The 26,139-nt window shown below is 65.1% G+C and carries 25 protein-coding genes and 1 pseudogene; 15 read left to right on the forward strand and 11 right to left on the reverse strand.

Annotated features, from left to right (window positions below; all coding sequences use genetic code 11):
- Positions 1–177 precede the first annotated feature (177 nt).
- A complete protein-coding gene (locus AWB80_RS17525) occupies positions 178–1,038 on the forward strand; it encodes a sulfurtransferase (protein ID WP_061175931.1) in 861 nt (286 codons plus the stop codon).
- Between the two features lie 9 nt (positions 1,039–1,047).
- Positions 1,048–1,917 carry a tRNA glutamyl-Q(34) synthetase GluQRS gene (gene gluQRS / locus AWB80_RS17530; RefSeq protein WP_061175932.1) on the forward strand — a complete coding sequence of 290 codons (870 nt, stop codon included), beginning with the start codon at positions 1,048–1,050 and terminating at the stop codon, positions 1,915–1,917.
- Between the two features lie 68 nt (positions 1,918–1,985).
- Here gluQRS and AWB80_RS17535 read toward each other — a convergent pair whose 3' ends face one another.
- From AWB80_RS17535 to purT, 4 genes are all read right to left on the reverse strand, one after another.
- On the reverse strand, positions 1,986–3,476 hold the full coding sequence (locus AWB80_RS17535; RefSeq protein WP_087131371.1) for a DEAD/DEAH box helicase: 1,491 nt from the start codon (positions 3,474–3,476) through the stop codon (positions 1,986–1,988).
- Between the two features lie 413 nt (positions 3,477–3,889).
- Positions 3,890–4,246, reverse strand: a complete 357-nt coding sequence (locus AWB80_RS17540) for an MliC family protein (protein WP_061176042.1) — start codon at positions 4,244–4,246, stop codon at positions 3,890–3,892.
- A 44-nt stretch (positions 4,247–4,290) separates the two neighbouring features.
- Positions 4,291–4,461 carry a DUF6726 family protein gene (locus AWB80_RS44410; RefSeq protein ID WP_167390463.1) on the reverse strand — a complete coding sequence of 57 codons (171 nt, stop codon included), beginning with the start codon at positions 4,459–4,461 and terminating at the stop codon, positions 4,291–4,293.
- A 31-nt stretch (positions 4,462–4,492) separates the two neighbouring features.
- Positions 4,493–5,725 (reverse strand): formate-dependent phosphoribosylglycinamide formyltransferase, encoded by a 1,233-nt coding sequence (gene purT, locus AWB80_RS17545; protein ID WP_061175933.1) that lies wholly within the window; start codon positions 5,723–5,725, stop codon positions 4,493–4,495.
- Between the two features lie 266 nt (positions 5,726–5,991).
- Here purT and AWB80_RS17550 point away from each other — a divergent pair, with 266 nt between their 5' ends.
- The gene (locus AWB80_RS17550; RefSeq protein ID WP_061175934.1) at positions 5,992–6,546 is read left to right on the forward strand and encodes an META domain-containing protein; all 555 of its coding nucleotides are present in this window, start codon (positions 5,992–5,994) and stop codon (positions 6,544–6,546) included.
- Positions 6,547–8,755: 2,209 nt separating this feature from the next.
- Positions 8,756–10,231: pseudogene (locus tag AWB80_RS45570) on the forward strand (DNA translocase FtsK); the annotation flags it as partial.
- A 3-nt stretch (positions 10,232–10,234) separates the two neighbouring features.
- On the opposite strand, the gene AWB80_RS17565 reads toward AWB80_RS45570, so the two are convergent.
- Both AWB80_RS17565 and AWB80_RS17570 read right to left on the reverse strand, forming a co-directional pair.
- The gene (locus AWB80_RS17565) at positions 10,235–11,287 is read right to left on the reverse strand and encodes a transporter (RefSeq protein ID WP_244206560.1); all 1,053 of its coding nucleotides are present in this window, start codon (positions 11,285–11,287) and stop codon (positions 10,235–10,237) included.
- A gap of 222 nt (positions 11,288–11,509) precedes the next feature.
- Entirely contained in the window at positions 11,510–12,838 is a 1,329-nt protein-coding gene (locus tag AWB80_RS17570) for a lactonase family protein (protein ID WP_061175938.1), read from the reverse strand.
- A 218-nt stretch (positions 12,839–13,056) separates the two neighbouring features.
- On the opposite strand from AWB80_RS17570, the gene AWB80_RS17575 reads away from it, so the two are divergent.
- A complete protein-coding gene (locus tag AWB80_RS17575; protein ID WP_087048847.1) occupies positions 13,057–13,209 on the forward strand; it encodes a DUF3096 domain-containing protein in 153 nt (50 codons plus the stop codon).
- Positions 13,210–13,316: 107 nt separating this feature from the next.
- Here AWB80_RS17575 and AWB80_RS17580 read toward each other — a convergent pair whose 3' ends face one another.
- Entirely contained in the window at positions 13,317–13,565 is a 249-nt protein-coding gene (locus AWB80_RS17580) for a hypothetical protein (RefSeq protein ID WP_061175939.1), read from the reverse strand.
- A 476-nt stretch (positions 13,566–14,041) separates the two neighbouring features.
- On the opposite strand from AWB80_RS17580, the gene AWB80_RS17590 reads away from it, so the two are divergent.
- The gene (locus tag AWB80_RS17590) at positions 14,042–15,916 is read left to right on the forward strand and encodes a glycoside hydrolase family 15 protein (RefSeq protein WP_061175941.1); all 1,875 of its coding nucleotides are present in this window, start codon (positions 14,042–14,044) and stop codon (positions 15,914–15,916) included.
- Here the strand turns inward: AWB80_RS17590 and AWB80_RS43310 are convergent.
- Positions 15,880–16,290, reverse strand: a complete 411-nt coding sequence (locus AWB80_RS43310; protein WP_143328067.1) for a hypothetical protein — start codon at positions 16,288–16,290, stop codon at positions 15,880–15,882. The genes AWB80_RS17590 and AWB80_RS43310 overlap by 37 nt on opposite strands.
- Here AWB80_RS43310 and AWB80_RS17595 point away from each other — a divergent pair.
- Positions 16,273–17,544: a polyhydroxyalkanoate depolymerase gene (locus tag AWB80_RS17595; protein WP_061175942.1), complete on the forward strand. Its 1,272-nt coding sequence runs from the start codon at positions 16,273–16,275 to the stop codon at positions 17,542–17,544. The genes AWB80_RS43310 and AWB80_RS17595 overlap by 18 nt on opposite strands.
- 85 nt (positions 17,545–17,629) lie before the next feature.
- Here the strand turns inward: AWB80_RS17595 and AWB80_RS17600 are convergent, their stop codons facing one another.
- Entirely contained in the window at positions 17,630–18,262 is a 633-nt protein-coding gene (locus AWB80_RS17600; protein ID WP_061175943.1) for a TetR/AcrR family transcriptional regulator, read from the reverse strand.
- 367 nt (positions 18,263–18,629) lie between these two features.
- Here AWB80_RS17600 and rsxB point away from each other — a divergent pair, with 367 nt between their 5' ends.
- The 3 genes from rsxB to AWB80_RS17615 all read left to right on the forward strand — a co-directional run bounded on the left by rsxB (position 18,630) and on the right by AWB80_RS17615 (position 20,644).
- On the forward strand, positions 18,630–19,478 hold the full coding sequence (gene rsxB / locus AWB80_RS17605; RefSeq protein WP_061175944.1) for an electron transport complex subunit RsxB: 849 nt from the start codon (positions 18,630–18,632) through the stop codon (positions 19,476–19,478).
- Positions 19,479–19,494: 16 nt separating this feature from the next.
- Complete coding sequence (gene nth, locus AWB80_RS17610) at positions 19,495–20,139, forward strand: endonuclease III (protein ID WP_061175945.1); 645 nt, start codon at positions 19,495–19,497, stop codon at positions 20,137–20,139.
- 73 nt (positions 20,140–20,212) lie between these two features.
- Positions 20,213–20,644 (forward strand): DUF1841 family protein, encoded by a 432-nt coding sequence (locus AWB80_RS17615; RefSeq protein WP_061175946.1) that lies wholly within the window; start codon positions 20,213–20,215, stop codon positions 20,642–20,644.
- Between the two features lie 72 nt (positions 20,645–20,716).
- Here the strand turns inward: AWB80_RS17615 and AWB80_RS17620 are convergent, their stop codons facing one another.
- Positions 20,717–21,094, reverse strand: coding sequence for a c-type cytochrome (locus tag AWB80_RS17620; RefSeq protein WP_061175947.1), 378 nt, complete (start codon positions 21,092–21,094; stop codon positions 20,717–20,719).
- A 42-nt stretch (positions 21,095–21,136) separates the two neighbouring features.
- Positions 21,137–21,502, reverse strand: coding sequence for a c-type cytochrome (locus AWB80_RS17625; protein ID WP_061121774.1), 366 nt, complete (start codon positions 21,500–21,502; stop codon positions 21,137–21,139).
- Between the two features lie 397 nt (positions 21,503–21,899).
- Between AWB80_RS17625 and AWB80_RS17630 the strand changes: the two genes are divergently transcribed.
- From AWB80_RS17630 to AWB80_RS17650, 5 genes are all read left to right on the forward strand, one after another.
- A complete protein-coding gene (locus tag AWB80_RS17630) occupies positions 21,900–22,742 on the forward strand; it encodes an AAA family ATPase (protein WP_061176043.1) in 843 nt (280 codons plus the stop codon).
- Between the two features lie 9 nt (positions 22,743–22,751).
- Positions 22,752–23,342, forward strand: a complete 591-nt coding sequence (locus AWB80_RS17635) for a GNAT family N-acetyltransferase (RefSeq protein WP_061175948.1) — start codon at positions 22,752–22,754, stop codon at positions 23,340–23,342.
- Between the two features lie 19 nt (positions 23,343–23,361).
- Positions 23,362–24,537: a vWA domain-containing protein gene (locus AWB80_RS17640; protein ID WP_061175949.1), complete on the forward strand. Its 1,176-nt coding sequence runs from the start codon at positions 23,362–23,364 to the stop codon at positions 24,535–24,537.
- Positions 24,538–24,551: 14 nt separating this feature from the next.
- Positions 24,552–25,748 carry a benzoate/H(+) symporter BenE family transporter gene (locus AWB80_RS17645; protein ID WP_061175950.1) on the forward strand — a complete coding sequence of 399 codons (1,197 nt, stop codon included), beginning with the start codon at positions 24,552–24,554 and terminating at the stop codon, positions 25,746–25,748.
- Positions 25,749–25,820: 72 nt separating this feature from the next.
- Entirely contained in the window at positions 25,821–26,069 is a 249-nt protein-coding gene (locus tag AWB80_RS17650) for an energy transducer TonB (RefSeq protein ID WP_061175951.1), read from the forward strand.
- The last annotated feature ends 70 nt before the right edge of the window (positions 26,070–26,139 follow it).

Below are 26,139 nucleotides of genomic sequence, written 5' to 3' on the forward strand. Positions count from 1 at the left end.
CGCTGGCCGAACGGATAAGGCCCCCGCGCGCTGCCGAAATTGCGCCCGCGCAAGGGCTGGCGACGCGCCGCCGCGAATCGGGCGAGGATGCGTGCCGTTTGCGGGATAATACGTGTTTTGTGCCGGATGTTTATCCGCACTTTTTACCCGTTACAGCGTCAAGCGCATCGTCCGATCATGAGCATTCTGAACCTCTCCGCCTACAAATTCGTCACCATCGAAGACGGCCCCGCGTGGCGGCCGCTCGTCACCGAACGCTGCAACGCGCTCGGGCTGAAGGGCACGATTCTGCTGGCGCCGGAGGGCATCAATCTTTTCATCGCTGGGCCGGTTGTCGAAGTCCGCGAATTCATCGACTACCTTCGTTCGGACGCGCTCTTCGGCGGCCGCTTCGCCGATCTGCAATTCAAGGAAAGCCTCTCCGCGAAGCAGCCGTTTCGCCGCATGCTGGTGAAACTGAAGCGCGAAATCATCACGATGAAAAAGCCCGCGATCAGGCCGGAACTCGGCCGTGCGCCGTCCGTCGATGCCCCCACGCTCAAGGCCTGGCTCGACCGCGGCCACGACGACGAAGGCCGTCCGGTCGTGATGCTCGACACGCGCAATGCGTTCGAAGTCGATGTCGGCACGTTCGAGAACGCGCTCGATTACCGCATCACGAAATTCAGCGAGTTTCCGCAGGTGATCGAGCAGAATCGCGCGGACATGGAAGGCAAGACCGTCGTGTCGTTCTGCACGGGCGGGATTCGCTGTGAAAAAGCCGCGATTCACATGAAGGAAGTGGGCATCGAGCACGTTTATCAGCTCGAAGGCGGCATTCTGAAGTATTTCGAGGCAGTGGGCGGCGCGCACTACAACGGCGAGTGCTTCGTGTTCGATTACCGCACGTCGCTCGATCCGAACCTGCAGCCGACCGCGACCGCCCAATGCTTCGGCTGCCGCGCGGTGGTCAGCATGGAAGATCAGCAGTCGCCGTTCTACAAGCCGGGCGAGACGTGTCCGGCGTGCCATCCGAACGCCATCGGTCAGGCGGCGTAACCGTATTCGATGACCTATCGCGGCCGCTTCGCGCCCTCGCCCACCGGACCGCTGCACGCAGGCTCGCTCGTCAGCGCGCTCGCGAGTTTTCTCGATGCGCGCGCGCACGGCGGAAGCTGGATCGTGCGGATCGAAGACGTCGATACGCCGCGCACCGTGCCCGGCGCCGCCGATGACATCCTCGCGACGCTCGCGCACTTCGGCATGCATTCCGACGAACCGCCGGTCTGGCAAAGCGAGCGCGGCGCGGCCTACGCGGCGGCGTTCGAGCGTCTCCAGCAAACGGGCCTGATCTATCCGTGCGGCTGCACGCGGCGGGAAATCGCCGATTCGCTCATCCACACGCATGCGCGTCATGCGACGCTCGCGTATCCAGGCACGTGCCGCGATGGCCTGCACGGCAAGCCCGCGCGCGCATGGCGTCTGCGCGTACCGGATGGAGACGCGGCGCGGATCGGTTTCGTCGATCGCTGGCAGGGACCGCAGACGCAGGATCTCGCGACCGAAGTCGGCGATTTCGCGCTGAAGCGTGCGGACGGACTGTGGGCTTATCAACTCGCGGTGGTCGTCGATGACGCCGACGCCGCGATCACGCATGTCGTGCGCGGCGCCGATCTGCTCGATTCGACCGCGCGGCAGATCTATCTCCAGCAGTGTCTCGGCGTGCCAACGCCGGCTTATCTGCACGTGCCCGTCGTGAACAATGCCAGCGGCGAGAAATTGAGCAAGCAGACGGGCGCCGCGCCGCTCGACCGCAACGCGCCGCTCGATGCACTCGTCGAGGCGGCGCGGCATCTCGACATCGACGTAGCGGCGCATTCGATCGATGCGTTCTACAGCGCCACGACAGCCGAATGGGCGAAGCGTTTCGGGCGCTGAATCCGCTTTTCGGGACACAAAAAAAGGCAGCCACACGGGCTGCCTTTCTCACATCGGCACGTTGCAGATCAGGACGATTTGCGCGGCATGCCCAAGCCGCCGAGCAAGGCGGCGAGCGGCTGCTTCGGCCCGCTCTTGCGTTCCGGTTCGACCGTTTCCTCGTGACGCTTCATCGCCGACGGCGACGGCTCGTAAGGCTTCAGGAAAAACTCGTCGACGGGCTGCTGACGGCCGCGCGGACGATCGTGCGGGCCCGTCGCACGGCGCCGCGAACCCACTTCCTCGCGCGGCGCATGGCGATGCTCGCCGCGCTCCGGACGGCCGAAGCGCTCGTCGCGGCGCGGCGGCGCCGCGCCGTCGCGGTGCACGCGGGTCGCGACGACGACGAGCTGCTCGACTTCGAGCGGACGCTTGATGAGCTTTTCGATATCGGCAAGCTGCTTGCGCTCGTTCGCGCTGCACAGCGACAGCGCGTCGCCGGATGCGCCCGCGCGTCCCGTGCGGCCGATGCGGTGCACGTAATCTTCCGCGTTGAACGGCAGATCGAAGTTGATGACCGCCGGCAATTCGGCGATATCGAGACCGCGCGCGGCCACGTCCGTCGCGACGAGCGCCTCGACCTCGCCGCGCTTGAACGCGTCGAGCGCCTGCATGCGTTCGCTCTGCGAGCGGTCGCCGTGAATCGCCGTCGCGATGATGCCATCGCGCTCCAGCACGCGCGCGAGCCGGCTCGCGCCGATCTTGCTGTTGCAGAACACGATCACCTGCTTCAGTTGGCGCTCGCGAATCAGTTGCGCGACCGCGCCGGACTTGTCGCTCTCGTGCACCTCGAAAACGATCTGGCGCACGTTGGTGGCGGTCGAATTGCTGCGCGCGACTTCGATCGTCTGCGGATCGCGCAAGTAGGTGGCCGCGAGCTTCTTGATTTCGGGCGAAAAAGTAGCCGAGAACAGCAGCGTCTGGCGCTCCTTCGGCAGCAGATTCAGGATGCGCTGCAAGTCGGGCAGAAAGCCCATGTCCAGCATGCGGTCGGCTTCGTCGAGCACGAGCATCTGCACCTGGCCGAGATTGACCGTCTTCTGCTGGACGTGATCGAGCAGGCGCCCGGGCGTCGCGATCAGGATTTCGACGCCACGGCGCAGCGCGTCGGACTGCGGATTCATGTCGACGCCGCCGAACACGACCGTGCTGCGCAGCGGCGTGTGCTTCGAGTAGGTCTGCACGTTGGCGGCGACCTGATCGGCGAGCTCGCGCGTCGGCGTCAGCATCAGCGCGCGCACCGGATGGCGCGCCGGCGACGCGCTCGTGTTCGCCGAGGGCAGCAGGCGCTGGATGATCGGCAGCGAGAAGCTCGCGGTCTTGCCGGTGCCGGTCTGCGCGGCGCCCATGACATCGCGGCCCGCGAGGACGACCGGAATCGCCTGCGCCTGGATCGGCGTGGGCGTGGTGTAGCCGGACTCGCTCACCGCTTTCAGGATGTCGGCGGACAATCCGAACTGGTCGAACGTCGGCGCGGCGGCCTGTGCGGTGGACGTGTTCATGGCGACGGAATCAGACATGGTGACTATATGTGCTTTCGCTAAAGTGCCGCGCTGCGGCGCGCGCGTGATAAATCGGGCGGCGGTCGGGTGGTTCGGTCGATCGTCGCGATCGCTTGCTTGCGCGGATGGGTTTCGTTGGCGCACGCGGCGCATCGGTCAGGCGCAACATGCGCGTGGACCCGGCGGCCGGTTCGTCGAGCCTCGGTCGCCCGCTCACTGGCCCGCTCATTTGACTCGCTTCGGTTTGCGAGCCCGCGCGCCGACGGAACACGGTTTCGATGACGCCTTCATGGCACGCATCGCTCGTTCTGGTCGAGCAGCGGCTCGCGCGAGGTCATCACTGCCGGAAAGCCGCACATTGTAGCACCGCACGCCCGGACGCCCCCGCGGCGCGAAAGCGCGCCCGGACCGGATGCCAGCACGCGGCGCGCCTACTTCTTGCGCGCCTCGCAATCCGCGAGCAGCGGCGGCGAATCTTTCGCGGCCATTTCGTCGTAGAGATTGGCCTGCGGGCCCTTGGTCCACCACGTGTACTGATCGGCGACGTATCTGGCGCCCGATCCCGCGACCACGTTTACGAAGAGCAGCTTGCGCCCGTCGACGGTCAGCGCCGCGAAACTTTGATGGTTGCGCGTGTTCGTGTACTGAACGGACACGCTCTTGCCGTCCTTGCAGTCGTAGCGTGTGGTCTGCGTCGACGCGGTCTGGATCTGCGGCACGGTGAGGGGCATCGCGAGCGCGGCCTGTGCGCTGAGCGACGCGAGCGTAACGGCGAGAATTCGTTTCATGATCCTGTTCGCGTTTCGTTGGATGTCGGCGCGAGCGTCGCCGTTCACGGATCGATCACGGCGGCGCACGCATCCGTCGGCGCAGCCGCGACGTGGCCGACGACCGGCACGATCTTCAGCCCCGCCGACGCGATCCGGCACGGCGCCGCCGCGAGGCCGCAGCCCGACAGGCAGAAGGATGCCGCGACGAGCACGGCCAGCGCTTTCCATTTCACGTTCTCACTCCCGCCGGCGCCCGCGCGCCGGTCACCCGGCCGTCACCGGCCTGACTTTCGACGCCGCCAGCTTCGCACGCTCGCGAGCTTCGTCGGTGTCGGCGCCCGTCGCGAGTGCGACGCCCATGCGGCGCTTCGCGAAACTCTCCGGTTTGCCGAACAGCCGCAGATCCGCGCCCGGCACGGCGAGCGCGTCCGCCACGCCCTCGAACGCGATGCCCACCTCGTCCAGACCGCCATAGATCACGGCGGACGCGCCCGGCTCGCGCAACGCGGTATCGACGGGCAAGCCGAGGATCGCGCGCGCGTGCAGCTCGAATTCGGAGAAGCGCTGCGTCGCGAGCGTGACGAGACCGGTGTCGTGCGGACGCGGGCTCACTTCAGAGAACCACACGTCGTCGCCGCGCACGAACAGTTCGACGCCGAAAAGACCGCGGCCGCCGAGCGCGGTCGTCACCTTCGCGGCGACGTCGCGCGCTTTCGCGAGCGCGGCCGGGCTCATCGCCTGCGGCTGCCACGATTCGACGTAATCGCCCGCGACCTGAACGTGCCCGATCGGATCGCAGAAATACGTCTGTGTCTCGCCGCTCGCGGGGTCCGCCGCGCGCACGGTCAGTTGCGTGATTTCGTATTCGAAGTCGATGAAACCCTCGACGATCACGCGCCCGTGATTCACGCGCCCGCCCGCCATCGCGTAGTTCCACGCGGGTTCGACATTGGCGTCGCTTTTCAGCACCGATTGTCCCTTGCCCGACGACGACATCACCGGCTTCACGACACACGGAAAACCAATCCTTGCGATCGCCGCCTTCATCTCGTCGAGCGATTGCGCGAACGCGTACGGCGATGTCGGCAGGCCGAGTTCCTCGGCGGCGAGACGCCGGATGCCTTCGCGATTCATCGTGAGTTGCGTGGCGCGGGCGGTCGGAATCACGGTTGCAAGCCCTGCCGCTTCGATCCCGGCGAGCGCGTCGGTGGCGATCGCTTCGATCTCCGGTACGATCAGATGCGGCTGTTCTTTTTCGACGAGGGCGCGCAGCGCGGCGGCGTCGGTCATGTCGATCACGTGCGCGCGATGCGCCACCTGATGCCCCGGCGCGTTCGCATAGCGATCCACGGCGATCACCTCGACGCCCAGTCGCTGCAGCGCGATGATCACTTCCTTGCCGAGTTCGCCCGCGCCGAGCAGCATCACGCGCGTGGCGTTGGGGGATAGCGGCGTGCCGATGCGGGTCACGCCGGCGCGGAGTGGATCGGTCTGCATGTGTGCTCCAGAATCGAAACGGGAAAGCGGCTGAATTGGGCGCGATGTTAACACGCAGCGCGGCCCGCAACACTTTGCCATCCGGTCTATTGACAGCGTGTTCACAGACGGTATTGACACACGAATGCGCTTCGGAATTCCCGGCGCGATCATGAGCGAAATCCGCTTCCCGGCCACGAAGCCGCTCATTTTGTTGCATACGGGTGCTAGACAAACCGTAGGACGCGTGCGATACCCTTACGGTTTCGCCAGCTTCAGGATCATCGATGCCCACGCACTTCCTTCGCGCGTCTGCTTCTTCTTCGCGCTCATCGTCGCTGGTTTCGCGCGCGTGCGCGCTGCTCGTCGCGGCGAGCGTCGTCGCCGGTTGCGCGATGCCGAGGCACCCCGACGCCAGCGCGCCGCCCGCCGATCCCTATAATCCCGCCGCCACGCAATTGCTCGACGACACGCAATGGACCCTCACGAGCTGGACCGACGCAAGCGGCCAGCCGCGCGCCGTGCCCCAGGCCGGCGAAAACGGCGCGAAGCCGCTCACGCTCGATTTCTCGACCGCGAACGGCCGTCGCCAGGCAAGCGGCTTCTCGGGCTGCAACCGCTTCAGCGGCGTCTATGAACTGAAGGACGGCAAGCTCAGCTTCGGCCCGCTCGCCGGTACGCGCATGGCGTGCGTATCCGGCGCGGGCGCCGCGCTGGAACGCCCGTATCTCGATGCACTCGCGCATATCGCGAAAAGCGGCGTGCAGATGCTGCCGCCGCAAGCGCTGCAACTGACGCTCGACGACGGTCAGGTGCTCACCTTCGCGCCGCGCCCGAAGTGATCGCAACGGCCGCGCCAAAAGCTTCGTCGAAAACAGGTGTTGCGTAGTTGCGGCAGGTGCGTCGCGTGCGCACGCCACCCGTTAAACTGCTCGATCGAACCGTCCGGCCCGCGGCCGAAATCGGCGCGTCCGGGCAGCAGTCTCATTCGTTTCACACAACATTGATTCATTCTCAAGCATGCACATGGTAGTTCTCGGCTGGTTCGGTGCATCCGTCGTCTGGTTTCTTCCGCTCTTCTGGCGTGTCGTCAAGTTGGCGCTGCCGGGCGGCAGCGGGGTGCGCGGCCCCGGCACGATCCGCCTCTGGCTCGGCTTTGTCGCCGTGCTGCTCGCAAGCTGCACGCTGGAAGGCATGCTCGCGAGCTCGTTCGAAACGCAGGCGAACATCAATCGCGGCGGACGCGCCCTCGCCTCCGCGCTGAGCGGCATTGCGCATCCGGGCGGCGCGGGCGCGATCGCGGCCGTCGTGCTTGCGATCTTCCTGCCGTGGCTCGTCGAATTCAGCTGGCGTTCGGTGCTCGCGTGGGCCGACGAAGCATTCGGCTTCGGCCTGCCACAAGGCTGGCTCGCGCCGCGCGAGCGCGACAGCGAGCCTCGGCAGAGCGCCGCCGGCCGCGACAAGTCCGTGGGCTGGTTCGAGCGTCGCGCCCGCGCGAAAGCATCGCGCGAATCGCAGGAACGTGGTCTTCGCGCCGAGCGTTTCGATACGCCGCTGCCCCGCACGTCGCCCGAGGAGCCGACGCTCGGCCTTCCGACTGGCCCGCGCAGCAGCCGCTATCAGCGGCCGACCGCGTGGCGGCCGCCTGCGCAAGCCAAAAGCGCCGCCAGCCGCACCGTGGCGGCCGCTGCGAGCGCCGTCGCCACCGCCGAGGCTTACGCGAAACGCCCCGCCTTCGAGGCTGCCGGCGTCCCGCGTCCGGCGACGCAGACGGAGCCGGTCGCGCCCACGGGCTGGTCGAATCTGTCCGCAGCATCGGCGAATCGCGACGCGCGCGCGCCGTTTGCGCCGCGTCAGGCGTCCTCGTTTGAGCCTTCGGGCTCGGGCTTGCGCGCGTCCGTCGCCGCCGACAAACCGCGCGTGCCGACGTCGCCGCCCGGCGCGCCGCGCATGGATCGCCCGCGCGGTCCGGTGACGTCGATGCCCGCGCAACGGCTGTCGGGCGTGGCGAGCGCGTCGACATCGGTCGCCGTGGGTGCGAACGCCGCCCGCAGACCGCCGCTGCCGCAGGCGCCGCAGGGCTTCAGACGCGCGCCGGTGCGCCCGGCCGTGAACCCCGCCACGCGCGAGTTCGCGCCCGCGCCGCTCGACACGCCCGCCTTCTCGCGCGCGGCCGCGCCGCCCGGACCGCCCTCGCCGCCGCCCGCTGCCGAAGCGATTCAGGCAACGCTTCGGTCCATCGAGGAGAAGGCCGCGATGTGGACATCGCTCGCCGGCGCCAGCCTCGCGCGCGGACATGTGGCGATGGCGCGCGCCGGGCAATCCGCCGTTGTTGAGTCGAACGCGGAAACTTCGAAGCCGGTGACCGCCGTTGAACCCGCGCCGGAGCATGAAGTGCTCGTGCAGCCGGAGACGCCGCCGGTCGAGGTCACGGAAATCGAGGAACGCATCGAGACGCCGCTGATCGATGCTCACGCGATCGCGCCGACGCTCGTCGAGCCGCCGCCCCTCTTCGATGTGCGCCTGCCGGAGCCGTCGATATCCGGTTTCGCGATGGCAGCGACGCTGTCCACGGCCGTGCCGGATGAGCCGGCTGCGTCGCCGGCACGCGAAGCGATCATCGAAGAAATTGCGCCGCAAGAGCCCGCGCCGGCGGAGCCGATAGCGGAAGCAAGCGCTGCGCAAGAGCCGGAGCGCGCGGAGCCCGCGCACTTCGACATGCCCTTCGCGCAAGCATCAGCGCCGGAAACCGACTTGCGCGACATGGTGCAGACGCCGCCGTGGCTGGACGCCCTCGATTCGAACAGCGACGAACACGAGCCCCCTGCCCCGCCGCTTCTGCACATCGTCGACGAAGCGCCGTCGCCAAGGCCAGAGGTCGAGGAAGGAGACGAATTCGCGTCGCCATCGAATATCGTGCGCTTTCCGGTCATGGTCAGCGCGCCTCAGCCGGCCACGACACCGCCCTCCCCGCCCGAACCGCGCGCTCCGGTGCGCGGCTCCGCGCCGACCGAATTCGAGTTCCACGCGCCGCATGCATCGGCGGTCGAATTGCCGACGCTCGATCTGCTCGAACCCGCGTCCGGCGAGATCGAGCCGGTCTCCGAAGAACGCCTGATGGAAACCGGCCAGCTCATCGAGCAGCGTCTGCAGGAATTCAAGGTGCCGGTGACGGTGGTCGGCGCGTCGGCTGGTCCGGTCATCACGCGCTTCGAGGTCGAGCCTGCGCTCGGCGTGCGCGGCAGCCAGATCGTCGGACTGATGAAGGATCTGTCGCGCGGTCTGGGCCTCACGTCGATCCGCGTCGTCGAGACGATTCCCGGCAAGACCTGCATGGGCCTCGAACTGCCGAACGCGAAGCGCCAGATGATCCGCCTCTCCGAAATCCTCGAGGCCGACGTCTATCGCAACTCGAAGTCGAATCTGACCATCGCGATGGGCAAGGACATCGTCGGCAATCCGGTCGTGACGGATCTGGCGAAGGCGCCGCACATGCTCGTCGCGGGCACGACGGGCTCGGGCAAGTCCGTTGCGATCAACGCGATGATCCTCTCGCTGCTCTACAAGGCGAAGCCCGAGGACGTGCGCCTCATCATGATCGACCCGAAGATGCTGGAGCTGTCCGTCTACGAAGGCATTCCGCATCTGCTCGCGCCGGTCGTGACCGACATGAAGCTCGCATCGAACGCGCTCAACTGGTGCGTCGGCGAAATGGAAAAGCGTTACCGCTTGATGTCGGCGGTCGGCGTGCGCAATCTGCAGGGCTTCAACCAGAAGATCCGCAACACCGAGGCCGCGGGCAAGAAGCTCACAAACCCGTTCTCGCTCACGCCCGATGCGCCCGAGCCGCTCTCGACGCTGCCGCTCATCGTCGTCGTCATCGACGAACTGGCCGACCTCATGATGGTCGCGGGCAAGCAGATCGAGCAGCTGATCGCGCGGCTCGCGCAGAAGGCGCGCGCGGCCGGCATCCACCTGATTCTCGCGACGCAGCGACCGTCGGTGGACGTGATCACCGGTCTCATCAAGGCGAACATTCCGACGCGGGTGGCGTTTCAGGTGTCGTCGAAGATCGATTCGCGCACGATTCTCGACCAGATGGGCGCGGAATCGCTGCTCGGCGCGGGCGACATGCTGTTCCTGCCGCCGGGCACGGGCTACCCGCAGCGCGTGCACGGCGCGTTCGTCGCGGACGACGAAGTGCATCGCGTGGTCGAGCATCTGAAACAGTTCGGCGAACCGGAGTACGAGGAAGGCATTCTGTCCGGGCCGACAGGCGAAGGCGGCGGCACCCAGGACCTGTTCGGCGACTCGCCCGACGCCGAAGCCGATCCGCTCTACGACGAAGCCGTGGCGTTCGTCGTGCGCACGCGGCGCGCGTCGATTTCGTCGGTGCAGCGGCAATTGCGCATCGGCTATAACCGCGCGGCGCGCCTCGTCGAGCAGATGGAAAGCGCGGGCCTCGTCTCGTCGATGAGCAACAACGGCAACCGCGAAGTGCTCGCGCCGCCGGGCCCGGCGGAGTGACGGCTACCAGAGCCGCAGGCGGCGCAGCAGAAAGATCGTGATGGCGGCGCATCCCGCCATCACGCCGACCACGACCCAGAACGAAACCGGATCGTGCGTGCCCGGCAAGCCCGCCACGTTCATGCCGAAGATGCCCGTCACGAGCGTGGCGGGCAACAGCAACGCGGACATGATCGCGAGCCACAGCAGCTTGCGGTTGATGTCCTCCGAGAGCGCCGCCGCGATTTCATCCTGCAGCAGCTTCGCGCGTTCGTAGAGCCCTTCCAGTCCGCCGCCGAGTCCGTTCAACACCTGAATCGCCTGCACGAGCGCTTCCATCGAGCGCGGTTCGGCCCACTCCAGCCTGCGCAGCACGAGCTGCGTCAGCGCGTTGCGCTCGGGATCGATGAACCGTTTCACCTCCACGATGCGCCGCCTCACGTCGCCCAGCAGCGCGCGGCACTTCGAATGCCCGCCCTCCAGCACGCTTTCCTCGACGTCGTCGAGACAGTCGCCGATTTCATCGATGCGGTCCGCGAAGGTATCGTTCAGCGCGCGAATGAGGCCCGCGAAGAGATCGACGGTATCGCGGAAGATCGCGCCTTCGAGCACGGCATGACGCAGCCGGTCGGTCGATTGCAGCGGCCGCGCGCGCACCGTGATCATGCGATGCCGGTCGACGTAAAAGCGCAGCGCACCGGTCGCGCGGTTCGCTTCGCGCGCGCCGGGCGCGGCGGCATCCGGCGTCTTCGCGACGAGTTCCAGATCCGCGACGACGCCATAGACGAAGTTCGACCCGATATGCACGCGCGGGCGCTTGTCCTCGCCGTTCAGAAACTCGCGCGCGACATCCGGCATCGACGTGACGCCTTCGAGCCAGCCTTCGACGGTGTCGTCGTTCGCGGACAGATGCAGCCACGTCGGGCCATCGCCCGCGACGGACTCGCGCGCTTCGTCCCACGAAAGCCGCAGCGCCTCGCCGCCCACGAAGCTGAATGCGCTGATGAATCCCGGCGGCGCGTTCTCGTTGCGCTTGAGCGGGCGTTCGGGCGCGCCGAATGTGCGAGTCGTGTTCAATCTTGCGTTCCCTGCCATTACCTTTCGATTTCCTCAGTACACCTTTCAGTCGGATGCGGCAGCAACGGCGCATCGGACTTGCATCGTACTAGAACTCGCAACCGTCGCCGTCACGGACGCGCGCCCGTAACGCCCGTAACGCACGGAGCGGATCGGCAGCGCGAGCGGCGCGCACAGCGTAGTTCGCGCTGGGGAACGTCGTCGATCGTACCGGTCAGCGCGTCACGACGGCGACACGAACTTGAAGTCGACCGGCGAGCCGATCGAGAGCCGTTTCGGGTCCGACGCGAGTTCGCCCGTCTGCGGATCGCGACGGAAGAAATACGCGCTGTCGCTTTCCTGATTGCCGACGATCAGCCAGCGCCCGGTCGGATCGATCGCGAATTCGCGCGGCGTCTTGCCGAGCGTCGGATAACGCTTCACGAGTTTCAGATGACCGTTGGTCGGATCGACCGAGAACGCGACGATCTCGTTCGCGTCGCCGCGATTCGTTGCGTACAGAAAGCGGCCGTCCGGCGACAGATGAATCGCGCCGCCGCCGATCTTGCCGCGAAAGCCCGGCGCGATCATCGATGCGGTCTGGACTTGCGTGAGATTGCCATCGCGATAATCGAACACGAGCACCGACGCGTTCAGTTCGGTGGTCAGGTACGCGTGCTTGCCGTTGGCGTCGAAGACCAGATGGCGCGGCCCGGAACCCGCCTTGACCGGCGTGTAGCGCGCTTCGGTCGGGCCGAGCAGGCCGCGGCTCGAGGCCAACGGATCGGGCGTGTAACGGTAGGCGAACACCTTGTCGACACCGAGGTCCTGCGCGAAGAGATATTTTCCATCGGGCGAGAACACGGTCGAGTGGACGTGCGAGTTGTCCTGCCGCCCCTTCACCGGACCGCCGCCCTCGTGATGCACCGTCAGCACCGACGGGCTCACGCGGCCGTCCGTCGCGAGCGGAAAGACCGCGAAACTGCCGCCCGGATTGGACGCGACCGAGTAATTGGCCGTGAGCAGATATTTGCCGTCGGGCGAGAGCGCCAGATAGCACGGGTCGTTGCCGTCCGACGAGACGCGGTTGAGGAAGCTCAACTGCCCGCTCGCGCGATCGAAGCGAAAGGCGCTCACGCCGCCGCGCTGCGTCGCCGGGCCGTTGTCGCCGGGCAATTCGTTCACGGCGTACACGTAATTTCTGTCACGGCTCACGACGAGATACGACGGATTTACCGTCTGCGCCGATGCGATGCGCGACAGTTCGCCCGTGCCCGTGTCGAAGCGATAAACGTAGATGCCTTCGCTCTTGCCGCCGCCCGTGTAAGTGCCGATGAGCAGATCGTAGACCTCGCCGCTCGCCGCACCCGCCGTGGCCGCGCCGCTCGCAGCGCCCGGCGCGGCAGGCGTCGCCGCCGGCGCGGAAGCCGATTGCGCGAAGGCCTGCGCGGCCGCCAGCGACAGCATCAGCGCCAGGCCTTTCGCCCACGCGATGGACCGGGCATGCAGCGGGCGCGCGTCTTGCAACACGGACACGAGCGTATTCGCGCCGCGGGGGTGGCTCGGGTGCATGAAACCTCCTCATCGATTCTTTGCTGCTTGTTATCGGGGCAAGGGTGACGCGGAGGCGACGCGCGAACGCGCCGGCATCGCATCGCCCGCGACGTGCGGGAGCAAGTTCCGCTCCAAACACGTGGACCGCGTTTGCCAGGACCAGGTTCGCAGCCAAGATACACCACGCACGACAGGCCAACCGACACGATTCGAATCAACAACAGGAGTTTGCCGCGATGACTATCCACCTAAGCCTTGGCCCGCTGGTCTCCCTGATCGCCGGGATCCTCATTCTCATCATGCCGCGGCTGCTGAATTTCATCGTCGCGATCTATCTGATCGTGATCGGGCTGATCGGTTTGTTCGGCATGGGCTCGATGCATTTCTGACGCGCGCGTGCGAGCGCACGCACGCACGGGTTGACCCGCGCAGGTGCGCAAAGTGTCACGAAAGAAGTACACGCCGACGTGCCGCGCCGAGGTGTTTCGGCGTGGAGTCAGCCGTTAGCGAGCTGATCGAGACGCAGACGTCCCTGTAACGACAACGCGCCGACCGACACGCCGGCGACGCCGAAGCTGTAGCGGTTGAAACAGCCGCGTTCGGTGAGAAAGGCAGCGGCGGCGTCCATCGCATTGCGCGACAGACCGAGGCGCTTGTGGTCGAGCGCGAGAAGCGCTTCGGCGTCCGAGACGCGGCTTGCGGCGGAAAGAATGGCGATGCAGTCAGCTTTCGACGGATAGAGCATGGGGTTCTGTTCCTCGAAAACACTACGTAAGGGACCGGCAGGACGGCGCGCAACGCAACTGCTGCATGCCCGCGCGCGCGGAACGACCGGGATCATGCATGAAAGACATTTGAAAGGATGCAAAGGTTCCGCGCCTGAAACAACACAGTACCGGCGCCCGCAGCTTTCACAAAGCTTCATTCTAAACATCAGTCGAATGAATTTTCAACAGTGCAACCGGCGCTTCGCTCGTGCTTTTCCGCCATCGCCGCGCGACCTGCCGCCGCACCGATGCGTCGCGCGTCGTGAGCACACCCGGCCCGCTTTTCTGCTTGCATCGAACGATTGCGGCAGAATGCGGCCAGACAGCATGCGCGGCGTCCACGTAGTTTGTCGATGACGCCGCGCTTCGCCCGGGGCGCGCTGCGCTTCGGCTCTTTTGCAACTCGCGGCGCGCTTCGTTTGGTCCCGCGCCGCCAGCAGGAAGATGTTCGCTCATGCCAGCACTGATTGAAGACTATGCGATGGTCGGCGACGGCCACACCGCAGCCCTCATTTCCCGCGACGGTTCCGTCGACTGGCTCTGTTGGCCGCGTTTCGACTCCGGCGCCTGTTTCGCCGCGCTGCTCGGCACGCCCGAGCACGGACGATGGCTCGTCGCCCCCGAGATGCCCGACGGCGAGACGCCCGTCATCCGGCGTCGCTACCGCGAGGACACGCTGGTCCTCGAAACCGATTTCGAAACGCCGCAAGGCGCCGTCACCGTCGTCGACTTCATGCCGCTGCGAAATGGGCATTCGGAGCTCGTGCGCATCGTGATCGGACGGCGCGGGACAGTGCGCATGAAGATGGAACTGGTGCTGCGGTTCGATTACGGCTCCGCCGTGCCCTGGGTCAGCCGCCTGCCCGACGACAGCGGCATCCGCGCGATCGCCGGACCAGACCTCGCGATACTGCGCACGCCCGTCGATCTCGTCGGCGAGAACATGCACACGACCGCGTGCTTCGACGTCAGCGCGGGCGAGCGCGTGCCGTTCTCGCTGTGCTATTCGCAGTCGCATCTGCGGCTGCCGCATGCGTCGGATCCGCATACCCAGCTCGCGCGCACCGAGAACCACTGGCGCGAATGGTCCGGGCAAAGCGAGCTCAACGGCCGCTGGGCGAGCGCGATCCGCCGCTCGCTCATCACACTGAAGGCGCTCGCGTATGAGCCGACGGGCGGTATCGTCGCCGCGCCGACCACGTCGCTGCCGGAACAGCTCGGCGGCACGCGCAACTGGGACTATCGATACTGCTGGCTGCGCGACGCGACCATCACCCTGCTCGCGATGATGCGCGGCGGCTACTACGACGAAGCCCGCGCGTGGCGCGCGTGGCTGGGCCGCGTGATGGCCGGCTCGCCGTCGCAGATTCAGATCATGTATGGCATCGCGGGCGAGCGCCGCCTGCCCGAATGGGAGATTCCGTGGCTGCCGGGGTACGAGGGCGCGGCGCCGGTGCGCATCGGCAACGGCGCGGTCGATCAGTTGCAACTCGACGTCTACGGCGAAGTGATGAACGCGCTGCATCTTGCACGCGTCGGCGGCCTGCAGAGCGACGAAACGGCGTGGTCGATCCAGTGCGCCATGCTGCAACACCTCGATACGATCTGGGAGCAGCCCGACGAAGGCATCTGGGAAGTGCGCGGCGGACGTCAGCACTTCACCTTTTCGAAGGTCATGGCGTGGGTCGCGTACGACCGCGCGATCAAGTCGGCGGAGAAGTTCGAGCTGCCAGGGCCGATCGACCACTGGCGCGAGATGCGCGCGCGCATCCGCGCCGAGGTGCTGAAAAAGAGCTGGAACCCGAAACTGAACTCCTTTACGCAGGCGTACGGCAGCGATGCGCTCGACGCGAGCCTGCTTTTGATCCCGTTGTTAGGATTTTTGCCGCCAAACGATCCGCGAGTGACCGGAACCGTACATGCGATCGAGACCACCTTGACGCACGATGGCCTGGTGAAGCGCTATCACACCGCCGAAGTGGCGGACGGTTTGCCGCCTGGAGAAGGCACGTTTCTGGCTTGTAGCTTCTGGCTCGTGGACAACCTGGCGTTGCAGGGGCGAATCGACGAAGCGCACGAGATGTTCGAGCGCCTCGTGGGTCTCGCGAACGACGTCGGGCTGCTGGCCGAGGAGTACGACACGGTGGCGAAGCGCATGGTCGGAAATTTTCCGCAGGCATTCACCCACGTGGCGCTGGTGCACACCGGGATGAACCTGATCCGGCACGAAGAGGAGATGGCGAAGGCGACCGGCCAGCCGTCCGGCTCGGAAAACCACGACGAGTCACACAGTCAAGCAGAATTTGACGCAACTGCGGGAAAGTCATAAAGGTTTGTTTTGTTTGGCAAAAATGGGGATTTAACGGTAATATTGGTGCAATGCACAAAACGTAATATATGGCCAAGTGTTGTTTCCAGGCCGGCAATTTCGACCGCTTGGTTGAATTGAACGTTTAATGCGCGGAAAATCTTGCGTCGGCTCAAGCTTCGTTGCAGGCAGTCGATAACGCGCAGGTGGCAGCACGCAAAGGCATTGAAGCAGTGCAGTAAGGACAGTGCCCCGGCAGCACGGCGACAGCCCGTCGCGCTGCGGGGGATCATCGAATGCCGTTGAAGCTCATCGCCGGATGCTTTTTTGCCGGGATCAACGGGCGTACCGGTTCCACCGGAGTTACTGGGGCGACCATGCTCTATCAAATTCACGAATTTCAGCGTGCCATGCTGTCTCCCCTCACAGCATGGGCCGAGGCCGCATCGAAGTCGTTCGTCAACCCGGCCAGCCCCCTCGCCTACATTCCCGGCTCGAGCCGCTTCGCCGCGGGTTACGAACTGCTCTACCGGCTCGGCAAGGATTACGAGAAGCCGCAGTTCGACCTTCATCAGATCGTCAAGGACGGCCACAACATTCCGATCGTCGAGCAGACGGTGGTCGAGAAGCCGTTCTGCCGCCTGTTGCGCTTCAAGCGCTTCGCCGATGACAGCGCGACCGTCACCAAGCTGAAGAACGAGCCGATCGTGCTCGTGTGCGCGCCGCTCTCGGGCCATCATTCCACGCTGCTGCGCGACACAGTGAAAACGCTGTTGCAGGACCACAAGGTGTACATCACCGACTGGATCGACGCGCGCATGGTGCCGATCGAGAACGGCCCGTTCCATCTGGACGATTACGTCGAGTACATTCAGGAGTTCATCCGCCATATCGGCGCGAAGGATCTGCACGTGATCTCGGTGTGTCAGCCGACCGTGCCGGTGCTCGCCGCCATTTCGCTGATGGCGAGCCGAGGCGAAGACACGCCGCGCACGATGACCATGATGGGCGGCCCGATCGACGCGCGTCGCAGCCCCACGTCGGTCAACTCGCTCGCGAACGAGCACTCGTACGGGTGGTTCGAGAACAACGTCATCTACACGGTGCCGGCGAACTATCCCGGCGTGGGACGCAAGGTCTATCCGGGCTTCCTGCAGCACGCGGGCTTCGTCGCGATGAATCCGGAGCGCCATCTCACGGCCCATTGGGACTTCTATCAAAATCTGCTGCGCGGCGACGATGACGACGCCGAGCAGCATCGCCGTTTCTACGACGAATACAACGCCGTGCTCGACATGGCCGCCGAGTATTATCTGGAGACGATCCGCGTCGTGTTCCAGGAGTTCCGGCTTGCGGAAGGCACCTGGGAAGTCAACGACGAACTCGTGCGTCCGCAGGACATCACGCATACGGCGCTGTTCACGATCGAAGGCGAACTCGACGACATCTCCGGCAGTGGTCAGACGCGCGCCGCGCACGATCTGTGCACCGGCATCCCGGCGAAGCACAAGCGCCATTTCACGGCGGAGAAAGCCGGCCACTACGGCATTTTCTCGGGACGTCGCTGGCGCACGATGGTGTATCCGCAATTGCGCGAGTTCATCCTCGAACACGACAAGACGCCGAAGACCGAAGCCGTGCCGGCGTAAACACGCACGCATCAAATAAAAACGTCGCGCCTTGCAAAAGGCGCGACGTTTTTTTCTTCCGACGGCGCGTGCGCGTCGGCGCGAATCAGCGACGCGTCAGATACGCCAGCAACAGTTCGGTATTCATCCGCACGATCTGATCGCGCTGGCCCTGCTCGCTGAAATCGAGCCCGAATGTCGCTTCCAGCGTGAAGCGGTTCGAGACGATGTAATAGCCGAGCCCCGACAGGATGATGTAGAACTTGAGCGGATCGACGTCGGTGCGAAACAATCCGGCCTTCTGGCCACGATCGAGAATGGCCGTGAGCGTGGTGACAATTGGTGAGATGAGTTCGCGTATGCGATTCGATCCTTTGATATATCTCGCTTCGTGAAGATTTTCGTTATTGATGAGACGCAAGAGTTCCGGGTGATCGCGGTAATAATCCCAGACGAAATGCGCGAGACGTGTCATTGCCTCGATGGGCGCGATGCCGTCGAGTTCGAGCGTGCGCTCGGCGTCGACGAGCGCGGCCAGCGCATGTTCGAGCACGGCGGTGAATAACTGCTCCTTGCTACCGAAGTAGTAATAGAGCATACGTTCATTGGTTTCCGCCCGGCGCGCGATCTGATCGACGCGGGCGCCGAACAGACCTCCGGCAGCGAATTCTTCTGCGGCGGCAAGCAAAATACGGCGCCGGGTGCCTTCAGGATCTCTTTTGATTTTCGGCTGATTCATGGTGGCATGACTCGCGAGCCGCGTTGCCGGATTAGCGTCACGCGGCCCGCATAGGGGTACATGACGTGAACGGGCGCTGCCCAGGGTTAATGGGAGACACCGTCCTGCGGTCAAACGGAAAAGCGCTTCGATTATGCGCACATCGAAGAACATTGGCAATTAGGATTGAAAGACATTCGTCACGATAGCGGGTGACTTCGGCGATAATGTCGATCAAAGCCGAGCGCGCGACCGGAAAGCGGCACGCGCGCCGAACCGGCAGCGTGCCGTCGTCGTGGACGCCGAAGCGTTCTGGCGTCCGTCATCCTCCGGCTACGCCCCTGCGCCCACGCTGCGCCCGTCCCCAAGGCATCATCGCAATCCCTCCGTGACCGCAACTGTTTCCAAGACGCTCGCAGAGCGCATCGAAGACCTGCTGCCGCAGACGCAATGCACGAAGTGCGGCTATCCCGCCTGCCGGCCGTACGCCGAAGCCATCGCCGCGGGCGAGGCGAACTACAACCAGTGTCCGCCGGGCGGCGCCGAAGGCATCGCCCGGCTCGCCGCGCTGCTCGGCAAGCCCGATATTCCTCTCGATACGACGCATGGCGTCGAGCGCGCGCGGCCCGTCGCGGTGATCGACGAGAACGTGTGCATCGGCTGCACGCTGTGCATGCAGGCGTGTCCGGTCGATGCCATCGCTGGCGCGGCCAAGCAGATGCATACGGTCATCGCCGAGCTGTGCACGGGCTGCGATCTGTGCGTGCCGCCTTGCCCGGTCGATTGCATCGCGATGGTGCCGGTGACCGGCGAGCACACCGGCTGGAACGCATGGAGCCAGGAAGAAGCCGATCTGGCGCGGGCACGTCACGACCGCCACCTGGCGCGCATCGAGCGGGAACGCGCGCAAGCCGAGGCACGCGCGAGCGCGCGTCAGGCGGCGCGCGCGGCGCAGGCGGATCAGGCGGATCAAGCCGCGCAGGAAGCTCCCCCCGCAGCACCCGCCGCGAGCGACGACCCCGAAGCCAAAAAGCGCGCGATCATTCAGGCCGCGCTCGAACGCGCCCGCAAGAAGAAGGAAGAGATGGCGCAACTCGGCGCGGGCCCGAAAAACACGGCTCAGGTCAGCCCCGCCGTGCAGGCGCAGATCGACGCCGCCGAGGAACGCCGCCGCCGTCTCGGACTGACGGACGGCGAAAACGCCCCTCATCCCGACAAGGGCGACAAACCCGCGTAAGAACGAGCCTCGCACCATGAACGCCACGAAGCGCCGCGCCATCTACGAGACCTTGCAGAGCCTGAATCCGCATCCGACGACCGAACTCGAATACACGACGCCGTTCGAACTGCTGATCGCCGTGATGCTGTCCGCGCAGGCGACGGACGTTTCGGTCAACAAGGCGATGCGCAAGATGTTTCCCGTCGCCAATACGCCAGCGGCGGTGCTGGCGCTGGGCGAGGACGGCGTGTCGGAGTACATCCGCACGATAGGGCTCTATCGCACGAAAGCGAAGAACGTGATCGCGACGTGCCGCATTCTCATCGACCAGCACGGCGGCGAGGTGCCGGCGGAGCGCGAGGCGCTGGAGGCATTGCCGGGCGTCGGCCGCAAGACCGCGAACGTCATCCTGAACACGGCGTTCGGACAGCCGACCATCGCCGTCGATACGCACATCTTCCGCGTGGCGAATCGCACGGGTCTCGCGCCCGGCAAGGACGTGCGCGCCGTCGAGACCGCGCTCGAAAAATTCACGCCGAAGGAATTCCTGCTCGACGCGCATCACTGGCTTATCCTGCATGGCCGCTACGTCTGCAAGGCGCGCGTGCCCGAGTGCTGGCATTGTGCGATCGAGCCGCTCTGCGAATACCGGCCTAAGACGCCTGCACCGGTCGAATGAGCGGTTTGGGCGGACCGGGCGCGCCGCGGTCTACAATAGCGGGTTCAGAAACCCGCAATCGAATCAATACCTTATGTTCAATCCCAGTCGCGACGAAGTTCGCCAGTTTTTCACCGAAACGTGGCGCAAGGAGCGCGCCGGCGAAATTCTGACGCCGCTCGAAAGCATGGCCGCCGACTGGATCGGCGAGCATCCCGAGTATCACGACGCGCTCGTGAATCCGGATTCGCGTGAAGCCGATTACTCGCCCGATCGCGGCCAGACCAATCCGTTTCTGCATCTGTCGATGCATCTGGCGATCAGCGAGCAACTGTCGATCGATCAGCCGCCGGGCATCCGGCGCGCGCACGACCGGCTCGTCGCGCGCCTGGGTTCGCCGCACGACGCGCAGCACGCCATCATGGATTGCCTCGGTCAGGTGATCTGGGAAGCGCAGCGCTCGGGCACGCCGCCGGATACCGACGCCTATCTCGCGCTGATCGAGCGCCGCGCCTCGCGCGACTGAGCCTCCGCAAAACAAAAACACCCCGCTGCGAAGCGGGGTGTTTCTTATTCTGCGACGTCCAATGCGGCGCGCTTACTTCTTCAGTACGAGACTGCCGTCGAGCGACTGGATATACGCCGCGAGATCCTTCAGATCGCTCTGCGACAGGCTCTGCACCTGCGCCGCCATGATGGCGTTATTGCGGCCGAAATTCGGGTTGTTGCCGCCGATCTGATACTGGCGCAGCGCCCAGTAGATATAGGTCGCATGCTGACCCGCGAGCCTCGGATACTCGCCGCTGACCGGCTTGTTGAGGTTGGGGCCGTGGCAGGCTGCGCAGTTGTGGCTGTCCGACAGCGCCTTCCCGTTGCTCACGTCGGCCGCGTGCGCGCCGCCGACCGTCATGCCGATGAGCGCCGCTGCCGCGCACGCTGCCTTGAAGCTGCTGTGAAGTGCCTTTGAGGGCTTCATGAATTCTCCTTCCCGTTGTCGCTTGGTCGCGTCACGCGCGGATCACTTGTCGGGATTGTTCTTCGATTGGGGAGTCTGCGCGGCGTAGTACGCGGCGATATCGGCGATATCCTGATCCGACAGCGTCGTCGCGATGGCGCGCATCGTGTCGAAATGACGGTCGCCCTTCTTGTAGGCATGCAGCGCATTGGCGATGTACTGCGCGTTCTGGCCACCCAGCATCGGCACTTCGTAGACTTCGGGGTACGCGGTGCGATAGCCGGGGATGCCGTGGCAGCCGATGCACATCGCGACCTTGCCCTCTGCGGCCTTCGCGTTGCCGACGACGTCGGCCGACGCCTGGGTCGCGAAGCCGGCAAGACCCGACAGCGCTGCAATCACGGCACATTTGCCGACGAAATTGTTCATAGCTCTTCTAACCTGGCTTGAGGGGGAATCCGGCGCTCCAGAGGCCGTGGCCCGCGCCGAGCGCAATACAACCTTCTCGGGACTGTTTGCTGCTACGGGGTTTGTCGCCACGCAGGCCAAAAAAATCGCGCTAATTGTACCGCGCGACCTATCCCCCGTCCACACGCGGACCGCGCGGAAGCTTTGCTGGCAAGGGGAATCGGCTGAAAAGCAGTCGTTCGACCTGCGACAATTCGTCCCTGTACAAGCGATGAGCCCGCCTGCGCGCTCGCTGCAAACGCGCTCGGACGCGCTGCCGCCAACGGCGGTGAAGCGGCTCAAACGATACCCGGCGCGCCTCAATGTCGAAAGGTCTTCTGACTTATACTGGGATTTTTTTCCCGACCGGATCTTCGTCATGCGTTTCGAAGGCTCATCGCAATACGTCGCAACCGACGATCTCAAGCTCGCGGTGAACGCCGCAATGACGCTGCAACGGCCGCTGCTCATCAAGGGCGAACCCGGCACCGGCAAGACCATGCTCGCGGAAGAAGTCGCGCTCGCGCTCGGCATGCCGCTCCTGCAATGGCACATCAAGTCGACGACCAAGGCGCAGCAGGGTCTTTACGAATACGACGCGGTCTCGCGCCTGCGCGATTCGCAGCTCGGCGACGAACGCGTGAAGGACATCCGCAATTACATCGTCAAGGGCGTGCTGTGGCAGGCGTTCGATTCGGACCAGCAGAGCGTGCTGCTCATCGACGAGATCGACAAGGCGGACATCGAATTTCCGAACGATCTGTTGCGTGAGCTCGACCGCATGGAGTTCTACGTGTACGAGACGCGCGAGCTCGTGAAGGCGAAGCACCGGCCGCTCGTCATCATCACGTCGAACAACGAGAAGGAACTGCCCGACGCGTTCCTGCGCCGCTGCTTCTTCCACTACATCCGGTTCCCGGACGCCGAGACGATGAAAGCCATCGTCGAGGTGCATTTCCCCAATATCAAACAGGATCTGCTCGCAGCGGCGATGCAGAGCTTCTTCGAATTACGCGGCGTGTCGGGACTCAAGAAGAAGCCGTCGACGTCCGAACTGCTCGACTGGCTGAAGCTTCTCCTGGCCGAAGACATCCCGCCCGAAGCCCTGCGCTCGTCGGATCAGAAACAGATCGTGCCGCCTTTGCACGGCGCGCTTTTGAAGAACGAACAGGACGTCGCGCTGTTCGAGCGTCTGCTTTTCATGAACCGTAACCATCGCTAGAAAGAAGAAATGAGCCGCTGGATCGAACCCGTCACGCTGGAAGGCGAACACGTCAGGCTCGTGCCGCTGACGCTCGAGCACGAAGCCGCCCTGAGCGCCGCCGCGAGCGACGGCGAATTGTGGAAGCTCTGGTACACCTTCGTGCCCTCGCCCGACAAGACGCGCGCCTATATCGACACCGCGCTCGACATGCGCGACCGCCTGGGCGCGCATCCGTTCGCCGTGATCGATGCGAAGACCGGCGATGTCGTCGGTTCGACGCGTTACTTCGCAGTGGATGAAGCGAACCGGCGGCTGGAGATCGGCCATACGTGGTATGCCCGACGCGTGCAGAAGACCGCGCTCAATACCGAAGCCAAGTTGCTGCTGCTCACGCACGCGTTCGAAAGGCTGAACGCGATCGCCGTCGAGTTCCGCACGCATTTCATGAACCACGCGTCGCGCACGGCGATCGCGCGGCTCGGCGCGAAACAGGACGGCATTCTGCGCAATCACCAGATCGGCCGCGATGGCGTGTTGCGCGACACCGTCGTGTTCTCGATCATCCAGTCGGAGTGGCCGGCGGTGCGCGCCAACCTCAACTACCGGCTCGACCGCTGATCCCGATGGAGAGCGCGCCATGCTGATCGACTTCTTCTACTCGCTGCGCGACGCGAAGCTGCCCGTCTCGGTGAAGGAATATCTGACCTTGCTCGAAGGGCTGAAGGCGCAGGTGATCTCGCCGTCGCTCGACGAGTTCTACTTCCTCGCCCGCATGACGCTCGTGAAGGACGAGAAGTACTTCGACAAGTTCGATCGCGCGTTCGGCGCGTATTTCCACGGCCTGACGCAACTGCCCGACGAAGCATTCGACATTCCGCTCGACTGGCTCAAGAAGCGCCTCGACCGCGAATTCACCGCGGAAGAAAAGAAGCGAATCGAGGCGCTCGGCGGCCTCGACAAGCTGATGGAGCGCCTCAAAGAGCTGATGGACGAGCAGAAGGAACGTCACGAAGGCGGCAACAAGTGGATCGGCACGGGCGGCACGTCGCCGTTCGGGCACGGCGGATATAACCCGGAAGGCATTCGCATCGGCGGGGAATCGTCGGGCAATCGCACCGCCGTGAAGGTGTGGGACGAGCGCGCGTACAAGGACTACGACGATCAGGTCGAAATCGGCACGCGCAACATCAAGGTCGCGCTGCGGCGTCTGCGGCGCTTCGCGCGCGAAGGCGCGGCCGAAGAACTCGATCTGCCCGACACGATCCGCAGCACCGCCGCCAATGCGGGCTGGCTCGATATCAAGATGGTGCCCGAGCGCCACAACAACGTGAAGGTGCTGATGCTGCTCGACGTCGGCGGTTCGATGGACGATCACATCAAGCGCGTCGAAGAGCTCTTCTCGGCGGCGAAGGCGGAGTTCAAGCATCTCGAGTTCTATTACTTCCACAACTGCGTGTACGACTATCTGTGGAAGCACAATCGGCGGCGTCACGCCGAGCGCACGCCGACTTTCGACGTGCTGCACAAGTTCACGGCGGACTACAAGCTGATCTTCGTCGGCGACGCGACCATGAGCCCCTACGAAGTGTTGCAGCCGGGCGGTTCCGTCGAATACAACAACGCCGAGGCGGGCGCGGTGTGGCTGCGCCGTCTCGCCGATCAGTTTCCGCATCACGCGTGGCTCAATCCCGAGCCCGAGCGCCTATGGGAATACCGGCAGTCGATTGCCGCGATCCGCAATGTCCTCGGCAATCGCATGTACCCGCTCACGATGGCCGGCCTCGAAACCGCGATGCGCGCGCTGTCGAAATAAACCAAAAGAACCGCATGAAAGCTTCTTCTCCGGCGAGCGTCGCGCTGCGCCCGTTCTCCGACTCGTCGTTATCGACCATCGTCGCCGGCTTCGTCGCGATGATGACCGGCTACACCAGCTCGCTCGTGCTGATGTTCCAGGCAGGCCAGGCCGCGCATCTCACCGACGCGCAAATCTCATCGTGGATCTGGGCGCTCTCGATGGGCATGGCCGTCTGCACGATCGGGCTGTCGCTGCGCTATCGCGCACCGATCGTCATCGCGTGGTCGACGCCCGGCGCGGCGCTGCTCGTGTCGTCGCTGCCGAACGTCGCGTATGCCGATGCGATCGGCGCGTTCATCGTCTGCGCGGTGCTGCTGACCGCGGTCGGCCTCACCGGCTGGTTCGACACGCTGATGAAGCGCGTCCCGTCGGGCATCGCCGCGGCGTTGCTCGCGGGCATTCTGTTCGAGATCGGCATTGAGATTTTCCGCGCCGCCGAACATCGGACGGCGCTCGTCATCGTGATGTTTTTCACGTATCTCGCCGGCAAACGCTTCCTGCCGCGTTACGCGATTCCGGCGACGCTCGTCGTGGGCGTCGCGGTCGCGGGCGGGCTCGGGCTGCTCGACTTCTCGCGCTTTCACGTCGCACTCGCGCATCCGGTTTTCACGATGCCCGCGTTCTCGCTGGCCGCGGCGATCAGCATCGGCATTCCGCTGTTCGTGGTCGCGATGGCCTCGCAGAACGTGCCGGGCATCGCGGTCCTGCGCGCCGACGGCTACACGACGCCCTCCGCCCCGCTCATCTCGACGACCGGCATCGCGTCGCTCGTGCTCGCGCCGTTCGGCTCGCACGGCGTCAATCTCGCGGCCATCACCGCCGCGATCTGCACCGGCCGCGAGGCGCACGAGAATCGCGACAAACGCTACACGGCAGCCGTCTGGTGCGGCGTCTTCTATCTGATCGCGGGCACCTTCGGCGCGACCATCGCCGCCCTGTTCGCGGCGTTTCCGAAGGAACTGGTCGTCTCGGTGGCGGCGCTCGCGCTGTTCGGCTCGATCATGAGCGGCCTCGCCAACGCGATGCAGGACGCGCGCCAGCGCGAACCCGCGCTCGTGACGTTCATGGTGACGGCATCGGGCCTCACGCTGCTCTCCATCGGCTCCGCGTTCTGGGGATTGATCGCGGGCGTCGCGACCCATGTCGTGCTCAACGCCAGGCGCGCCTGACGCAGCCTACAATGACGGAATCGGCCCCGATTTCCGGCCGATTTTTCCGCAACAGAAACTGGCATTCCCGTCATGGCCCTGATCGACAAACTGCTGGCGCGCTCCGCGCCGCCCGGCGCCTCCCAGAAACGCAAGACGATCGTGCGCGTGCTGCTCGACGACGCTGGACATGTCCAGGACGTCGTCCTGAAGATGAGCTGCGGCGAACCGGCAAAAGACGCGCACGCGCTCGACGAAGTCCGCAAGATGCGCTTTGCGCGCGGACAGCTCGGCTCGGGCACGGTGCGGCGCTGGCACGAGCTCGCCTACGCGGTGGATTGAACGCGCAGTCCCGCGTCCGGTCGAACTCCGGCGCGCACGGTATCAGCGCGTTCGCCGCGCTCGGGACTAG

The organism is Caballeronia pedi (assembly GCF_001544915.2).
Classification (GTDB): Bacteria; Pseudomonadota; Gammaproteobacteria; order Burkholderiales; family Burkholderiaceae; genus Caballeronia; species Caballeronia pedi.

Coding starts and splice junctions, on each gene's coding strand:
- AWB80_RS17525 (WP_061175931.1), top strand. CDS start 178: ATGAGCATTCTGAACCTCTCCGCCTACAAATTCGTCACCATCGAAGAC.
- gluQRS (WP_061175932.1), top strand. CDS start 1,048: ATGACCTATCGCGGCCGCTTCGCGCCCTCGCCCACCGGACCGCTGCAC.
- AWB80_RS17535 (WP_087131371.1), bottom strand. CDS start 3,476: ATGTCTGATTCCGTCGCCATGAACACGTCCACCGCACAGGCCGCCGCG.
- AWB80_RS17540 (WP_061176042.1), bottom strand. CDS start 4,246: ATGAAACGAATTCTCGCCGTTACGCTCGCGTCGCTCAGCGCACAGGCC.
- purT (WP_061175933.1), bottom strand. CDS start 5,725: ATGCAGACCGATCCACTCCGCGCCGGCGTGACCCGCATCGGCACGCCG.
- AWB80_RS17550 (WP_061175934.1), top strand. CDS start 5,992: ATGCCCACGCACTTCCTTCGCGCGTCTGCTTCTTCTTCGCGCTCATCG.
- AWB80_RS17570 (WP_061175938.1), bottom strand. CDS start 12,838: ATGCACCCGAGCCACCCCCGCGGCGCGAATACGCTCGTGTCCGTGTTG.
- AWB80_RS17575 (WP_087048847.1), top strand. CDS start 13,057: ATGACTATCCACCTAAGCCTTGGCCCGCTGGTCTCCCTGATCGCCGGG.
- AWB80_RS17580 (WP_061175939.1), bottom strand. CDS start 13,565: ATGCTCTATCCGTCGAAAGCTGACTGCATCGCCATTCTTTCCGCCGCA.
- AWB80_RS17590 (WP_061175941.1), top strand. CDS start 14,042: ATGCCAGCACTGATTGAAGACTATGCGATGGTCGGCGACGGCCACACC.
- AWB80_RS17595 (WP_061175942.1), top strand. CDS start 16,273: ATGCTCTATCAAATTCACGAATTTCAGCGTGCCATGCTGTCTCCCCTC.
- AWB80_RS17600 (WP_061175943.1), bottom strand. CDS start 18,262: ATGAATCAGCCGAAAATCAAAAGAGATCCTGAAGGCACCCGGCGCCGT.
- nth (WP_061175945.1), top strand. CDS start 19,495: ATGAACGCCACGAAGCGCCGCGCCATCTACGAGACCTTGCAGAGCCTG.
- AWB80_RS17615 (WP_061175946.1), top strand. CDS start 20,213: ATGTTCAATCCCAGTCGCGACGAAGTTCGCCAGTTTTTCACCGAAACG.
- AWB80_RS17620 (WP_061175947.1), bottom strand. CDS start 21,094: ATGAAGCCCTCAAAGGCACTTCACAGCAGCTTCAAGGCAGCGTGCGCG.
- AWB80_RS17625 (WP_061121774.1), bottom strand. CDS start 21,502: ATGAACAATTTCGTCGGCAAATGTGCCGTGATTGCAGCGCTGTCGGGT.
- AWB80_RS17630 (WP_061176043.1), top strand. CDS start 21,900: ATGCGTTTCGAAGGCTCATCGCAATACGTCGCAACCGACGATCTCAAG.
- AWB80_RS17635 (WP_061175948.1), top strand. CDS start 22,752: ATGAGCCGCTGGATCGAACCCGTCACGCTGGAAGGCGAACACGTCAGG.
- AWB80_RS17640 (WP_061175949.1), top strand. CDS start 23,362: ATGCTGATCGACTTCTTCTACTCGCTGCGCGACGCGAAGCTGCCCGTC.
- AWB80_RS17645 (WP_061175950.1), top strand. CDS start 24,552: ATGAAAGCTTCTTCTCCGGCGAGCGTCGCGCTGCGCCCGTTCTCCGAC.
- AWB80_RS17650 (WP_061175951.1), top strand. CDS start 25,821: ATGGCCCTGATCGACAAACTGCTGGCGCGCTCCGCGCCGCCCGGCGCC.